We start from the raw sequence: 14,911 nt of genomic DNA on the forward strand, positions 1-14,911 counted from the left end.
GATGCAAGAGGACATTGATGCCCGCATCCAGTCCTACTACACGAGTGTGTTCGATGAGCATGCGCGTCTGACGACGCGTTCGGCGCAGGGTCCGCTGGAGTACGTGCGGACGCAAGAGATCATTCGGGAGCATGTCTCGGCGGGCACGATGATCGACATCGGTGGCGGCGCGGGAATCCACGCACGCGCGCTGACGGATGCCGGCTACGTCGTCGAAGTTCTCGATCCGGTTTCGCGTCACGTCGAGCAAGCCCGCGCGCTTGGCCTCAACGCGCGGGTGGGAGACGCCAGAGAACTGCCGTTCGCCGCTGGGTCCTTCGATGCGGCCCTGCTGCTCGGCCCTCTGTATCACCTGGCCGCCTATGCTGATCGAATCCTTGCGTTGCGCGAAGCAGCGCGCGTTGTCGGTCCTGGCGGATTCGTCTTCGCCGCTGGCCTGTCGCGATACATCGCGTTTGGTCAGGCCACATTGGGCCGCGACGTTCCTGAGCCGTATCCGGGGGAGTGGGTCTCCCTCGCGGCCCAGGGAAAACCCGCTGATGGTATGCGATTCCCCGCCGGGCACTTCCATACCGCCGAGGAGCTGGCATCCGAAGCGACTGCCGCCGGACTCGACGTCATCGAGGTCGTCGGCGTCGAGGGTCCTGCAGGTATCCTGCTCGAATCGATGGTGGATGCGGGGGAGGAGCTCTCTCAGGCAGCGCTGGCGATCGCGCGTGCCGCAGCGGACCGCCCGGGCGTTCGCGATATGAGCGCGCACCTCATCGCTGTCGCTCGGGTCCCTGGTGGATCAGGTGACTGAGGGGCCGCTCAGCACTGCTCTTTGGACTGCTCGGTCATGATCCAGTGCTCCACGCCGGGTTCGAGCACGACAGTGCCGCAACTGCCGCCGGCGTACGTCACGAAGAGTTCCGCGCGCTGCGCTTCTTCAGAGACGGTCTCGATGTCGACCTCCGCGACGTTGCCCGTGGCCGCGTAGGCCTGAGCGGTGACATTCGTCATCTCCGCGCAGTCGGAGACCGGGAATCCACTGGCCTTCATCTCGGCCAGCATCCGCTCGACCAAGGCGTCACTGAGATAGGCGCACGCGACATCAGCATTCGGCTCGCGGCTCGCCGCGAGCCAGTCGAGAAAACTCTGCTGCGGGGTGGCGGAGGATGTTGTCGGTGACGGCGCGGGCGACGTCGCCGTCGGCTTCGTGGTTGCACTGTCGTCTGCGGCAGGCGGAGTCGCCGACGCTGAGCAGCCGGTGAGTGCCAACAGCAGGACTGCCGCTCCGGCTGTGAGTGAACCGGTGAGGCGACGGCGCGTTGTAGTCATCCGATCAGTATCACCAGTTCTCATGAGCGCGTCCACTCACGTGCGCGATGATGGACCCTATGTCTGTCGATCGCTCCATCGTTCGTGTCAAGGCCATGATCGTCGTTCCCAGTGCCGACGGATCGCATCACCTGGTCAGCGCCAACGGCCGGACGCGTGAGAACCCGCTGGGCTTCCACCGTCTCATCGGAGGGAGCGTTGAACTCGGCGAGACCTTCGAGCAGGCGATCATCCGAGAGATCGATGAAGAGCTTGGCGCCAGCATCATCGACCTCACGCAGCTCGGCGTCGTCGAGAGCATCTTCACTTGCGAGGGCGCGCTCGGCCACGAGGTCGTCGCCGTGTTCGCCGGGAGGCTCGATCCGGAACCGCCGAAGGGCGGCGGCACGCTCACAGAATCCGATGGCACTGTCGTTCCCGTTCTGTGGCGCTCGCTCAGCGATGATGACGTGGAGATCCCGTTGTACCCGGCGGCTGCTCGCGACCTAGTGTCCGCGGCGATGTCCTAGACGGCAACGACTCCGGTGAGCACCCACGCGCTAAAGCCGATAATGCACATTATGTCAGATCAGGTAGTTGCACCTCTCCCCACGCCTGACACGACACGAGGATCACGCCCCCGGCACACATAACACGCGCACCGTCATACGATGTGGCCGTGACCATCACGACTCCGCGCATGGCAGCGACAATCGAGCGACGGCTTCTCGTCAACTACCGGGTTCAGCCAGACGCGATCGCTCCGATACTTCCCGACGGGCTTCGCCCACAACTGGTTGACGGCAGCGCCGTAGCCGGCGTCTGCCTTATCCGCCTTGCACACTTCCGACCGGCGTGGTTCGCACCGCGGGCCGGCCATCGCAGCGAGAGCGCCGCGCACCGGATCGCCGTCGAATGGGATGGTCCGCGCGGCGTGCGCACCGGCGTCTTCATCCCCCGCCGCCACTCTGCATCGCGGCTGGCCCGTGCCGCCGGCGGTCGTGTCTTCCCCGGCGTGCACGAAGCGGCTCGCGTGACCTCGATCGAGTCGCACGACAGCGTGCATGTCACGGTCAGCTCGACCGACCTTCGCGTGGACGTCGCCGTCGATGTCGCCGAATCTGCGGATTTCCGCAGCTCGCTGTTCGCCGATGTCGACCAGGCATCCGAGTTCTTCCGAAAGGATGCCGTCGGCTTGTCTCCGACACGGAGCCCAGGGCTCGAGGGGCTGCGCCTCGACACCGATGCGTGGCGGGTGCAACCCGGTCACATCAGGCATGCCGCCTCGAGCTTCTTCGATGGGCTCCCGACAGGTGCGGCCGAACTCGACCACGTGCTCATCATGCGCGCCGTCCCGGTCGTCTGGAGCGCTGAGCGCCACGCCGATCACTGGCGGCGATAGCGCGTCCTGAGCACGAGGTTCGGGTCCGAAACGGCGTCATCCCCCGTATCTATGACGACCTGGGCGATCGATCCGGAGAACACCCCACGCTCGACTCCGTAGTCGGCTACCACCGGGTCGAGGCTGTCGAGTCCCACGTCGAGTCCTTCATCGAACGAGAACAGTCCCGGCACGGTGCGTTCGATTCGCCCGGAGGCCACGCGGTCGTCGTCGTAGAACAACGACGCGGTGCCGCCCTTGCCGACTCCGCCGCCGTCGTAGGCGAACTCAAGGCGGATGTCGTGCTCCCCCGCCGTCAGCACTCGATCCGAACGTACGGAATGCGTCTCCAAGCCGACGAAGTTGTGCGCGTAGGTGAGACGGCCCTCGGCGAAGTACAGGCTCCAGCCGCCGAATCCTCCGCCCTGCGCGATCAGAGCGCCACGCGCCGTCACACCCTCGTCTAACTGAACGCGTGCCGTCACCGAGAACGACCTGTTCTTGACGTTCAGCACGGTGTTCTCGTTCAGACGCGACATGCCCGGCCGCAGCACCTGTCGCGTGCGGCCGCCCATCAGATCGGGCCGCCCCGCGATCGTCGGATCGAAGCGCTCCCGTTCGCGGTCGTCGATGGGCAGCACGTTGTACTTAGCCCCCTCGATGAGGAACCGGTCCTGCATCTCTCGCAGCTTCTCAGGCATCTCGCTGGCGAGATCATGCGCCTGTGTCCAGTCATCGGGACCGTACAGCTCCCAGGCATCGTCCGTGAGCGCGGGGATCTGGTCGTCTGGATCCGGCCACGGCAGCAGGTGCTGCGTCATCGCCGTCCACCCCTGGTGATAGATGCCACGGTTTCCCGCGATCTCGAAGTACTGCGTGATGTGGCGCTCAGCGGCGCCTGCATCCTCAAGCGCGTACTTGAAGCTCGTGCCCTCGACCGGACGTTGCTGTACGCCGTTGACACTCACGGGTTCGGGAATTCCCGCGTACTCGAGCACGGTCGGAACGACATCGATGAGATGGGTGAACTGGTGGCGGCACTCCCCCGCAGGCACCTTGCCCGGATAGCGCACGATGGTACCGGTCCGGGTTCCTCCCCAATGCGAAGCGACGATCTTGCTCCACTGGTAGGGCGTGTTCAGCGCCTGCGCCCATCCAGACGGAACGTGGTTGAATGACGCCGGCGTCCCGACCTCGTCGAGATGAGGCTCGATGTCCGCCGTGGTCATCAGCACATTGTTCTGATAGGCCATCTCATTGAACGTCCCGTACGCGCCAGCCTCCGCAGAAGCCCCGTTGTCGCCGAGAATGTAGAAGATCAGCGTGTCGTCCAGAACGCCCTGCTCTTCCAGAGAGTCCATCAGGCGAGCGACCTGATCATCCATGTGCCGGGCCATGGCGGCATACGCTTCGAAAAGTCGGGCACCCACCCGCTGGTCGGCAGGCGTGAGCTCATCCCACGAGGGGATCTTCGCGTTCGGTGAAGTGAGCTCGGCATCGGCGGGAATGACCCCGAGCTGCTTCTGGCGAGCGAAGATCCGAGCCCGCTCTTCGTCGTAGCCGTGGTCGAAGGCGCCGCGCACCGCCTCCAGGTAGCTCTGTGGGGCGTGATGCGGCGCGTGCGTCGCACCGAAGGCGAGGTAGGTGAACCACGGCTTGTCGGGCGTGAGGGATGTCAGGTTCCCGATCCAGTCGATGGCTTGATCGACCAGATCCTCCGAGAGGTGGTAACCCTCCTCGTAAGTGCGCGGCGGCTCGATCGGCTTCGTTCCGTCGACGAGAGCGGGAGTGTACTGGTGCGTGTCTCCGCCGATGAAGCCGTAGAAGCGCTCGAACCCCTCCCCCGTCGGCCAACGATCGAACGGACCGGACGGGCTCGTCTCCCAGGGCGGTGTCTGATGATGCTTGCCGAACATGCCGGTGGAGTAGCCGTTCAGTTTGAGAACCTGTGCCAGGGTCGCGCAGTCATCCGGACGCACGCCGGTGTAGCCGGGGAACGAGGTCGCGACCTCAGCGAGAGCGCCCATCTCTGCGGAGTGGTGGTTGCGCCCCGTCATCAGCGCTTGACGCGATGGCGAGCACAGCGCCGTCGTGTGGAAACGGGTCAGTTTGACGCCGTCGGCGGCGATACGTTCGGCCGCGGGCATCTGACACGGGCCACCAAACGCGCTGCTGCCGCCGAACCCCATGTCGTCGACGAGGATGATCAGCACGTTCGGAGCGCCTGCCGGCGGCCGCAGCGGTGCTGCAGGATGCGGCGGTACGGCATCCCGGGCATCCACGGGGGTGTCTGCCCCAACGCGCGGCCGCCGGATCGGGAGGTGGTGTCGTCCGAACGCTGTCTCCGATGCCATGATTGACACCCTTCTCTTCATCTGCAGACCGCAACAGTCGCACAGTACCGCCTCGCCGGCTCGACACGCCAGGAGTATGTAGGCATCCCCCTGTCACAATGGAAGCATGACCAACCCGGTACCCGTCGATCTCTCCACGTACCCGCGCCGAGAGCATTTCGCCCACTACCGCGATGTGGTGCCATGCACCTACTCGATGACGGCCGAAATCGAAGTCACGCGATTCGTGACAGCGATCAAGGCCACTTCGCGTCGGAGCTATATCTCCCAGATCTGGGCGCTCGCCTCAATCGTGAATACTCATGACGAGTTCCGGATGACCGTCACCGACTCCGGTGCCCTCGCCGTCTGGCCGTCCCTCGACCCGTCGTTCACGATCTTCCACCCCGCCCAGGAGACATTCTCCAGTGTCTGGGTGCCGTTCGACGAGGACTTCGGGGCGTTCCACGAAGCAGCAGCGCGCACCATCGAGGACTATGCCGACGCGACCGCGCTTTTCCCCCAAGGGCCGCCACCAGGGAACATGTTCAACGTCTCGAGCCTGCCGTGGACGAGCTTCACGGGCTTCACCCTTCACATCGACGAAGGTTCGAAACACCTCGCCCCGATCTTCACGCTCGGCCGCTACGTCGAACGCGACGGGCGCACCCTGCTGCCAATCACAGCACAGGTGCACCACGCGGTCGCGGACGGGTTCCACACGTCACGGCTTCTCAACGAGTTGCAGGAGATGTTCGCCGAGCCCTCGTGGCTCGGCGACTGACACCCGTCAGGCCGTCGTCAGGTCGCGACGTCGGAACCCGGCGACGCCGATGCCGATCAGCGCGACCGCCGCGGCCGTGAGCACCGCCACGGCGGACCACGATAGATCCTGAGCGGGGTACTGACCGACGTGTCGGAACACCGAGGTCGACAACAGCGCCTCGTCGAGCTGCAGCATGTCGCCGAACAGGCTCAGTGCCGTCCCCCACCCGAACACGGCCCACGTGAGGCCGACGAGCCGCGGGGCGAACCCGTAGAGCGCGACGGCGAGTCCCAGCAGAGCCCACACGGAAGTGACCTGCGCGATCTGTCCAACGAGCACGTCACCGAGCAGCCCCCACTCATCCGTTGCGAGTGCGGCACCGATGCCGTTGCCCACCCCTGCCAGCGCGAGCAGCCAGACCGAGCCGAGCGCGGCGACGATGGTCCACGACAGCAGCCATCCGGCGCGTGACACCGAGGCGGCGAGTACCGGCTCCGTACGGACCGACTGTTCCTCGCCGACCAAGGCCTGCACCGAGAGGATGGCGAACACAGCCACCATGAACGCGAAGTAGACGCTCATGAAGCCCAGATAGCCCTCGATGATCCCCTCGGTCCCTCCGAAGATGATCATGATCTCGTCGGGCAGCCCGGCCGCATTCTCGACCATGGGCTCGGCGAACGTGCCGAAAGTGATGCCGCCGAGCAGGATCGCCACCGACCACCACACCAGCGCAGAGCGCTGTAGGCGGAAGGCCAGGGACAGGGGTCCGCGCAGCCAGCCCGGAGCGCGACCCGCGCCGAGCCGGTCCTGAAGGATGCCCGCGGCGAGATCGCGGCGAGACTGTAGTGCCACGGCGGTCGTCGTGCACAGTACCGCGAACCCGAGCGACAGCAGCAGGGGCCACCACCGGTCAAGAGTCAGCGGTGCCGTCTGCTGCGACCAGCCGAGAGGTGACAGCCACGAGAGCCAGCCGAGGTCGCCGCCCTGTGCGCGGGACATGTCCCCGAGTCCGCGGATGACGAACGCTGCTCCGAGCACCGCTCCGGCCATGCCTGAGGCGGCCCGTGAGAACGCCGACAACTGCACGGTGACAGCTGTCACGCCCGCGAAGACGAGCCCGACGGCGCCGACACTGCAGGCGAACAACAGCGATGGCCCGAATGCTTCCGGCTCCAATGGGGAGAAGTGGAAGGCGAGTGTCATCAGCACGGTCATGACGACGTTCATCAGCGCTACGAGGATCAGCGCGGCCGCGAGCTGCGCGTGTCGACCGACGACGTTGGCACGTACGAGCTCGGCTCGTCCTGCTTGTTCCTCGGCTCTGGTGTGCCGTGAGACGGTGAGGATGCTCATCAGCGCTGCGCCGAGCATCAGATAGACGCCGTAGATCCCCACCACGATCCTGCCGACTGTGATCTCGTCGAAACCATAGCCGGGGCCACCGATGAGCGCGATGACCGGGTTCCGCGCCAGCGCGGCGAAGCCCTGCACTGCCGTCTCATCGAGAATGAGGCCGATCGCGTTCGCGAAGTACGCCATCATCAGCGTCAAACCGAGCACCCACGATGTGAAGCGCACACGGTCGCGGCGCAGCATGAAGAGCAGGAGCCTGCCCGTCCCGGTCAGCGAGCCGCCGGATCCGGATGCCACGTGCACCCGCGTCGGTGCGTCCAGCACAGCGGTCATGATGCGCTCCTGCTGAGCTCGTCACCGTAGTGGCGCAGCAGCAACTGCTCCAGCGTCGGCGGTGCGGCGGTCAACGTCTGCACACCGAGCGCGGAGAGCTCGCGCATGATCTCGGGGAGGTGTTGGGTGTCGGCATCGAAGCGAAGCTGGCTACCGTCCCGCAGGTAGTTGTGGATGCCCTCCCGCGCCTCCAAACCGGCCGGTGCGGTCGTCGTCTGCGCCGTCACCGACGTCCGCCCGAGGTGCCGCAACTCCCCGAGTGTTCCCGACTCCACGATCTTGCCGTTGCGCACGATCGAGATCCGGTCCGCGAGCACCTCGACCTGCGCGAGGATGTGGCTGGAGAGCAGTACCGTGCGTCCGGCTTCCTTGGCCTCTCGAATGCACTCCTGGAAGACCGCCTCCATGAGCGGGTCAAGACCGGCGGTCGGCTCGTCGAGAAGCAGCAGTTCGACGTTCGAGGCCAGCGCCGAGATCAGCGCGACCTTCTGCCGATTCCCCTTGGAGTAGGTGCGTCCCTTCTTTCGCGGGTCGAGATCGAAGCGCTCGATCAGCTCGTCGCGCTTCTTCTCGTCGATCCGGCCGCGCAGGCGCGCGAACAGGTCGATGGCCTCACCGCCGGTGAGATTCGGCCAGAGCTCCACGTCGCCGGGAACATAGGCCAGACGTCGGTGCAGGGTGACGGCGTCGGTCCAGGGATCACCGCCGAGTACGCGTACGGTTCCGGAGTCGTGCCGGAGGATGCCGAGGAGCACGCGGATGGTGGTCGACTTGCCCGCGCCGTTGGGGCCGAGGAAGCCGTGCACCTCCCCCGGTGCCACGTCGAGAGTCAGCCCATCGAGAGCGCGCACGGCGCCGAAGGACTTGGTGAGGTTCGAGATGCTGATGGCGGATGCCGCCGAATCGGTCTGCTGGTTCATGATCGTTCTCCATCGAGGTCTGGGGGGGCAGTTCACGGGACCGGTTCTGCAGGAGGATCGTGCTGGCTGCCCGGCGTCGCGCGCGGACCGGGAGTCGCGTGCGACTCGGGCACGGACTCGATGAAGCCGTGGAGATAGAGGTCGTAGAGCGATGGCGCGATCCGCCCCATCGAGTCCTGCAGATCGGCCGTACCGAGCGCCCGACGCAGTTTGGGTTCGAGCATCAGTGGCGCCAGCGCCAGTGCGGCGATCGTCGCGGACTGGGCGCGACGGTCTTCCCCCTGTCGCATGGTGTACCCCGCGAATCCGTCCTCGATGAACCTCTCGACCATGTCGACATAGTGATCGAAGAAGCGCTGCCCGTGCTCGGAGGGGTCGAGGATCGACTTCAGCAGGTACTCGGCATGGGTACGCATCTCTGGGTCGCCGAACAACTCCGCAACGACGAAGGGAGAGCGGTGCGCGTTCTCGCGCTTGCGTGCGGTGAGCACCGCGAAAACGTGATCATCGCAGACAGCACGCAGTGCGTCCTTCGATCCGAAGTGATGGATCACGAGTCCGGGAGAGACACCGGCAGCCGCAGCGATCCCGCGCACCGTCGTCTTCGCGAAACCGTGCGCCGCAAACTCCCCCACGGCGGCGTCGCGGATGCGCGCTGCCGTCTCTGGCGCTGTGTGCGGCGCTCGTCTGGTTGAACTCATGTTTAATATTGAACGCCTGTTTCATATCCGTGTCAAGAGATATCGGCGCACGGGCTACGACGCCTTTCGCGCGGTCGGTGCACGCGCGAGACTGGAGGCCCGGTCGGTTCCGTAGCCACCGCCGGAGAGGAGAACCGGATGACCAAGTACCTGATCTCATTCCCCAGCGGCGCGATGGATGTCTCCGACGAGGAGCTTCCCAGCGTGGCGGCCGCGGCGCATGCCGTCGTGCGCGAGGCGAAGGCAGCCGGCGTCTGGGTCTTCGGCGGTGGCATCGACGAGTCGGTCGAGCCGCTCCTGGTCGACGCGGATGGCAATGCCACACCGGGCACGTACCCGCAGACCGCGCGAATCGAGGGCGGATACTCCGTGCTCGAACTGCCCTCGGCGGAAGCCGCCGTCGAATGGGCGGCGAAGATCGCCCGCGCCTGCCGCTGCGCGCAGGAGGTGCGCGCGTTCCAGTACGACCCCGAGAGCTGATCGCGACATCCACACGAACCCGTCGCAGTAGCCTGGACCTGTGACCACCGCTCCCCCGCTCAGTTCGACACCGGGCTGGCGGGCATGGCTCGTGTGGGGTGTCGCTGTTGCCGCGTACATCCTCGCGATCACCAACCGCAGCTCACTCAGCGCCGTCGGAGTCGATGCGGCCGAGCGGTTCCAGGCGGATGCCGCCACGCTGTCTCTCTTCGCGGTCGTACAGCTGGCCGTGTACGGCGGCATGCAGTTGCCCGTCGGGGTGCTGCTGGACCGATACGGCTCACGCCCGATCATGGTCATCGGCATGTTGCTGATGGCGCTGGGACAGTTCGTCATGGCGATCTCGCCCAGCATCGGCATCGCCCTGGTCGCCCGCGTGCTGCTGGGCGCCGGCGACGCCGCGATCTTCCCCGCCGTGCTGCGACTGGTCGCGACCTGGTTCCCCGCGCAGCGCGGACCTGTGATGGTCCAGATGACGGGGCTCGTCGGGCAGACCGGGCAGCTGGCGGCACTGCTTCCGCTCGCCGCGCTGCTGCACGCCACGACGTGGACGATCACCTTCGGCAGCGTCGCCGGCCTGGGCCTGCTGTTCGCGATCCTGGTGTGGGCGATCGTGCGCAATCACCCACCCGAGCAGCCGGCGGACGTCAGTGTGAACACCGAGACGGGCGCGGTGCGCGTGGTCACGTCGGCAATCGACACCGGTGTCGGCATCCGCGCCGCGTGGGCGCACCCCGGCACGCGCTTGGCATTCTGGTCGCACTTCACGACGCCGTTCGCCTCGACCGCATTCCTGCTGCTGTGGGGCATGCCCTATCTCACCGCCGGTGAGGGGCTCAGCGCGGCAGCCGCCGCTGCCCTTTTGTCGCTCAACGTCGTGGTCGCCATGGCGCTGAGCCCCATCCTCGGCATCCTTTCGCGACGCATTCCCACGCGTCGCTCACTCGCGCTCGTACTCCCGAGCATCGGCATCCAAGTGGTCGCCTGGGTCACCGTCGCGTTCTGGCCGGGGCCCGCACCGATGTGGCTCCTCACCGTGCTCGTGATCTGCCTGGCCGCCGGTGGACCGGCATCCATGATCGCGTTCGACCACGCTCGCACGCACAACCCGGCCCACCGCTTGAGCACCGCGACCGGCGTCACCAACTCGGGCGGATTCCTCGCCGCGCTCACCGCGATCTTCCTGATCGGACTCACCCTCGACCTGCAAGGCGCGGGTACGCCCGACACCTACACGCTGGAGGCGTTCCGCTGGGCGTTCCTGACCCAACTACCGCTGTGGGCGATCGGCGTCGCGTTCATCATCCACGAGCGCAAGAGCACCCGCATCCGCATGGGACTCGATCCCGAGCGCAAACGGCACCGCTGACGCCCCGCGCGATCAGCGTCCGCGCGGGGTCCATCCCACCGGTCGCACTCCCCCGCGCCCGCCGCGTTCGAGGTCGGCGCGCGCCGACCACCCCTGCGCGGCCTCAACGCCGTCGAACCCGCCTCGCGCCAGACGCATGCCGACATCGTCGTGATGCATGCGCGGGGCACCACCACGACGGACGGATGCCCGGACGCTCCATGCATCGTCGGCGAAGCCGCCCCCTCGGAACACCCGATAGTCGTCGTAGCGTTCGGGGTCGAGCAGGTCCCAGCACCACTCCCACACATTGCCCAGCGTGTCGAACAGCCCGTTCAGGTTGGGCAGTCTCAGACCGACATCCTGCGGAGTAGAGACCCCATCGCGCACAGTCCAGGCGACGTCGGCCAGCGGTCCATAGTGCGGACCCGCCGAACCGGCACGACACGCGTACTCCCACTCGGCTTCGGTGGGCAGGCGGTAGCCGTCACTGTCAACGTGCCAGGTGACTTCCTCGCCATCGAATGTGTACGCGGGGTCGAGCCCCTCCCATTCGGATGCCGCATTGCAGAACCGCACCGCGCGCAGCCAGCTCAGATCCCGCGCGGGGCGTCTCGGGTGCACAGCCGGCACCCCCAGCACCTCGGCGAACTGTTCTTCTGTGACTGCGAAGACACCGATCTCGAAGGGTTCCAGATCGACGGCTCGATGCTCGTCACGCCGAGCATCGTGCAGTGTCACCCGACCGGCGGGGAGCTGCCGCATGTGCCAGAGGTCCATGGCTCAGCCGCTCACCGGAACGGGGCCGGTACGCGCCTCAGTGTCGCGCCGGGGTGGTTCGCCCCCGTCGAGACGCACCGCGAACACCCGCAGGAAGAACTGGCAGAGCGGCCCCACCAGCAGCGCGAACGCCACCGTGCCGACACCGACGTTGCCGCCGAGCACCCAGCCGATCAGAACGACGGTCACCTCCAGCGCGGTCCGCACGACCCAGATCGGCAGTCCCCATCGGGCGTGCAACCCCGTCATCAGACCGTCGCGGGGCCCGGGCCCGAAGTGCGCCCCGATGTAGAGTCCCGTCGCGGCTGACAGGACGAGCAGACCAATCGCGAAGAAAAGCACCCGCAGCCACAGCGCTTCTGGGGCGGGGATGAGCAGAAAGCCGACATCGGCTGCCGGCCCCACACCGAGAGCGTTGACGATCGTTCCGAACCCGGGCTTCTGCCCGATCGGGATCCACAGCAGCAGTACCACCGCGCTGACCAGGATCGTCACCATTCCGAACGACAGCGGCACGTGCAGGCTGATGCCCTGAGACAGCACGTCCCACGGCGCCGCGCCCACCGCGCCCTCGACCATGAATGCGATTCCGATGCCGTACAGGAACACCCCGATGAAGAGTTGGGTCAACCGCCGCGGCATGCGGCGCCCGGTGAAACGACTCACTGCGGCACCCGTTCGACCCAGTCGCCGTACTTCGCAGCGCGCCCGTCACCCGATGACGTGCGCGTCACTCGGCGCTTGATCCACGGGCCGACATACTCGCGGTAGTACGCCCAGCCCGACGGGCCGAGCGGCAACTCGGTGGTCGGCGACCACCACGACTCGTGCGGATCGAGGCCCAGCGCGTCCAGCACCCGCGCGGCGACACGGTGGTGACCGTTCGCGTTCATGTGCAACCGGTCCTGCGACCAGTACCGCGGACGCGACAGTTCCTCATCGGGCCAGTTCCAGGCATGGATGATGTCCGTGCGCCCCTCGATGCGGCGCATGACCGCTTCAGCGAGCACGTCGCCGCGCTTCTGGAACACGTCCCCCATCGGCAGTTGTGCACTGGGATTCGCCCCCGACAGCAGGATCAGCTGCACACCTTGCTCGTCGCAGCGTCGCAGCACGCGTGAGAATGCGTCGGCGATGTGCTCGATATCGGCGTTGGGTCGCATGATGTCGTTTCCCCCGCCGTTGAACGACAGGTGTGTGGGGCGCAACGCCAGGGCTCGCTCGAGCTGGTCCTCGACGATCGGCCAGACCAACCGCCCACGGATCGCCAGGTTCGCATACTGCACCGGCTTGCCCGTGGCATCCGCCCAGCCCTGAGCGACGAGGTCGGCCCACCCGCGCACGGTACCGTCGGGAAGCTCATCGCCGACGCCCTCGGTGAACGAGTCGCCGATCGCCACGAAACGCACTGCCGCCATGGTGACAGCCTATTGCCGTGCGGACGGGTCGGGGCCCGCCGACGTACTCAGCCGGCGAACACCGCGCGCAGCGTGTCGAGGCCGACGCCGCCGATGTCGAGCGCACGCTTGTGGAACCCCTTGAAATCGAAGGCGTCACCCTGCTGAGCACGCGCCGTGGCGAGCACGTCTTCCCAGATGCGCTGACCGACCTTGTACGACGGCGCCTGTCCCGGCCAGCCGAGGTAGCGGTTGACCTCGAACTGCCGGAACTCGTCGGGCATGTTCACATTGCGGCGCATCTCATCGAGCGCGTAGTCGTGGTCCCACACGCCATCGCCGTCGAGGCGCGGCTTCTTCAAGTGCACGCCGATGTCGAGCACCACGCGAAGCGCGCGCATGCGCTGCCCGTCGAGCATTCCCAGGCGATCAGCCGGATCGTCGAGGTAGCCGAGCTGTTCCATCAGGCGCTCGGCGTACAGAGCCCATCCTTCGGCGTGGCCCGACGTGCCGGCGAGCACACGGCGCCACGTGTTGAGCTCGGCCCGGTTGTACGTCGCCTGCGCGATCTGCAGGTGATGGCCGGGAACGCCCTCGTGGTAGACGGTGGTCAGCTCGCGCCAGGTGTCGAACTCGGAGACGCCCTCGGGAACCGACCACCACATCCGACCGGGCCGCGAGAAGTCATCGGTCGGGCCGGTGTAGTAGATCCCGCCCTCCTGGGTCGGGGCGATCATGCACTCGAGCTCGCGAATCTGCTCGGGGATGTCGAAGTGCGAGGCGCCGAGCTCAGCGATGGCACGGTCGCTGGTCTCCTGCATCCACCGCTGCAGCGCCTGCGTGCCGTGCAGCTTGCGCGCCGGGTCCGCCTCAAGATGAGCGACGGCCTCCTCCACGGTCGCGCCCGGCAGGATCTCGTGCGCGATGGCCTCCTGCTCGGCGATCATTCGCCGCAGTTCCTCTCGGCCCCACTCGTACGTCTCGTCCAGGTCGATCGTCGCCCCCAGGAAACGCCGGGAGTTCAGGGCGTACAACTCGCGCCCGACAGCATCCTCATCACCGGCGACGGGAGCGAGCTCGTCGGTGAGGAACGCGCTCAATGCGTCGTAGGCGACACGCGCGGCCCCCGCGTGGTCGCCGAGATCACGGGCGAGGGATGCCGGAAGCTGACCCTCCTTCGGCGCTGCGCCGGCGACGAAGCCGGCGAAGAACCCGTCGTCGGCCGTGTAGCGCGCGATCTGGGTGGCGACCTCGCGCACCTGTCGGCGCGCGGGAACAACACCGTGGCGGATGCCCTCCCGCAGCGTTTCGGTGTACCCCTGCAGCGCGGCGGGCACCGCTGCAAGGCGTTCGGACACCACCGACCAGTCCTCCACGCTGTCAGTGGGCATCAGGTCGAACGCCTGACGGAAGTCCTGCGCGGCCGAAGCGATCACGTTGAGATCGCGCAGGTGCCACTGGGCATCATGCAGTTCGGACTGCAGCCGCAACTCCGCCGACAGGTCGGTCTTGGTGACCTCATCGATGCTGTCGACCGGGTCGAGCGCGTCAAGCTTCGCGAGCGTCTCGCGTGCCGCAGTCACGGCGCGCTCGTGACCTTCGGGGCTGACATCGTCCAGGCGGGCGTTCGCCTCATTCCGACCGATGTAGGTGGCCAGCACTGGCGAGAGCTCGACGAGCGTGTCGACCCAGTCCTCGGCGACCTGGTCGATAGCGGACGGGGTGCGGAGCTCGGAAGTCATGAGCTCGAGCCTATCCCCGCCCGCCGGTTCCCGGCATCCGATGAAACCGCTGCGGGCTGCGCCACGTGGCGCAGC

At 66.8% G+C, this 14,911-nt stretch carries 15 protein-coding genes; 6 read left to right on the top strand and 9 right to left on the bottom strand.

Annotated elements, in window-relative coordinates; all coding sequences use genetic code 11:
• Position 1: 1 nt before the first annotated feature.
• Positions 2-802, top strand: coding sequence for a class I SAM-dependent methyltransferase (locus JF543_RS09060; protein ID WP_206823808.1), 801 nt, complete (start codon positions 2-4; stop codon positions 800-802).
• An 8-nt stretch (positions 803-810) separates the two neighbouring features.
• Here the strand turns inward: JF543_RS09060 and JF543_RS09065 are convergent, their stop codons facing one another.
• Positions 811-1,320 carry a hypothetical protein gene (locus JF543_RS09065; protein ID WP_206823809.1) on the bottom strand — a complete coding sequence of 170 codons (510 nt, stop codon included), beginning with the start codon at positions 1,318-1,320 and terminating at the stop codon, positions 811-813.
• A gap of 59 nt (positions 1,321-1,379) precedes the next feature.
• Between JF543_RS09065 and JF543_RS09070 the strand changes: the two genes are divergently transcribed.
• Together JF543_RS09070 and JF543_RS09075 are read left to right on the top strand one after the other, a co-directional pair.
• A complete protein-coding gene (locus JF543_RS09070; protein WP_277987083.1) occupies positions 1,380-1,829 on the top strand; it encodes an NUDIX domain-containing protein in 450 nt (149 codons plus the stop codon).
• Positions 1,830-1,978: 149 nt separating this feature from the next.
• Positions 1,979-2,701 carry a DUF2071 domain-containing protein gene (locus tag JF543_RS09075; RefSeq protein WP_206823811.1) on the top strand — a complete coding sequence of 241 codons (723 nt, stop codon included), beginning with the start codon at positions 1,979-1,981 and terminating at the stop codon, positions 2,699-2,701.
• Here JF543_RS09075 and JF543_RS09080 read toward each other — a convergent pair.
• Positions 2,686-5,034: an arylsulfatase gene (locus tag JF543_RS09080; protein WP_206823812.1), complete on the bottom strand. Its 2,349-nt coding sequence runs from the start codon at positions 5,032-5,034 to the stop codon at positions 2,686-2,688. The two genes, JF543_RS09075 and JF543_RS09080, sit on opposite strands and share 16 nt — an antisense overlap.
• A 106-nt stretch (positions 5,035-5,140) precedes the next feature.
• On the opposite strand from JF543_RS09080, the gene catA reads away from it, so the two are divergent.
• Positions 5,141-5,797 carry a type A chloramphenicol O-acetyltransferase gene (catA, locus tag JF543_RS09085; RefSeq protein ID WP_206820532.1) on the top strand — a complete coding sequence of 219 codons (657 nt, stop codon included), beginning with the start codon at positions 5,141-5,143 and terminating at the stop codon, positions 5,795-5,797.
• 6 nt (positions 5,798-5,803) lie between these two features.
• Here catA and JF543_RS09090 read toward each other — a convergent pair whose 3' ends face one another.
• Genes JF543_RS09090 through JF543_RS09100 form a run of 3 tightly spaced genes read right to left on the bottom strand, consistent with a single transcriptional unit; the run spans position 5,804 to position 9,089 of the window.
• Complete coding sequence (locus JF543_RS09090) at positions 5,804-7,468, bottom strand: ABC transporter permease (protein ID WP_206823815.1); 1,665 nt, start codon at positions 7,466-7,468, stop codon at positions 5,804-5,806.
• Positions 7,465-8,388: an ABC transporter ATP-binding protein gene (locus JF543_RS09095; protein ID WP_179410840.1), complete on the bottom strand. Its 924-nt coding sequence runs from the start codon at positions 8,386-8,388 to the stop codon at positions 7,465-7,467. Before JF543_RS09095 ends, JF543_RS09090 begins: the two co-directional genes overlap by 4 nt.
• Positions 8,389-8,420: 32 nt before the next feature.
• Entirely contained in the window at positions 8,421-9,089 is a 669-nt protein-coding gene (locus JF543_RS09100; RefSeq protein WP_179410839.1) for a TetR/AcrR family transcriptional regulator, read from the bottom strand.
• 138 nt (positions 9,090-9,227) lie between these two features.
• Here JF543_RS09100 and JF543_RS09105 point away from each other — a divergent pair, with 138 nt between their 5' ends.
• Both JF543_RS09105 and JF543_RS09110 read left to right on the top strand, forming a co-directional pair.
• A complete protein-coding gene (locus JF543_RS09105; RefSeq protein ID WP_206820529.1) occupies positions 9,228-9,569 on the top strand; it encodes a YciI family protein in 342 nt (113 codons plus the stop codon).
• Between the two features lie 40 nt (positions 9,570-9,609).
• Positions 9,610-10,938 (top strand): MFS transporter, encoded by a 1,329-nt coding sequence (locus JF543_RS09110; RefSeq protein ID WP_206820528.1) that lies wholly within the window; start codon positions 9,610-9,612, stop codon positions 10,936-10,938.
• Between the two features lie 12 nt (positions 10,939-10,950).
• Here JF543_RS09110 and JF543_RS09115 read toward each other — a convergent pair whose 3' ends face one another.
• Genes JF543_RS09115 through JF543_RS09130 form a run of 4 tightly spaced genes read right to left on the bottom strand, consistent with a single transcriptional unit; the run spans position 10,951 to position 14,836 of the window.
• Positions 10,951-11,697, bottom strand: coding sequence for a formylglycine-generating enzyme family protein (locus tag JF543_RS09115; RefSeq protein ID WP_206820527.1), 747 nt, complete (start codon positions 11,695-11,697; stop codon positions 10,951-10,953).
• 3 nt (positions 11,698-11,700) lie between these two features.
• Complete coding sequence (locus tag JF543_RS09120; protein WP_206820526.1) at positions 11,701-12,363, bottom strand: YczE/YyaS/YitT family protein; 663 nt, start codon at positions 12,361-12,363, stop codon at positions 11,701-11,703.
• A complete protein-coding gene (locus JF543_RS09125) occupies positions 12,360-13,115 on the bottom strand; it encodes an SGNH/GDSL hydrolase family protein (RefSeq protein WP_206820525.1) in 756 nt (251 codons plus the stop codon). Before JF543_RS09125 ends, JF543_RS09120 begins: the two co-directional genes overlap by 4 nt.
• Positions 13,116-13,162: 47 nt before the next feature.
• Positions 13,163-14,836 (bottom strand): DUF885 domain-containing protein, encoded by a 1,674-nt coding sequence (locus tag JF543_RS09130; RefSeq protein WP_206823816.1) that lies wholly within the window; start codon positions 14,834-14,836, stop codon positions 13,163-13,165.
• Between the last annotated feature and the right edge of the window lie 75 nt (positions 14,837-14,911).

The sequence above is a fragment of the Microbacterium esteraromaticum genome, assembly GCF_017303215.1.
Taxonomy (GTDB): domain Bacteria; phylum Actinomycetota; class Actinomycetes; order Actinomycetales; family Microbacteriaceae; genus Microbacterium; species Microbacterium esteraromaticum_C.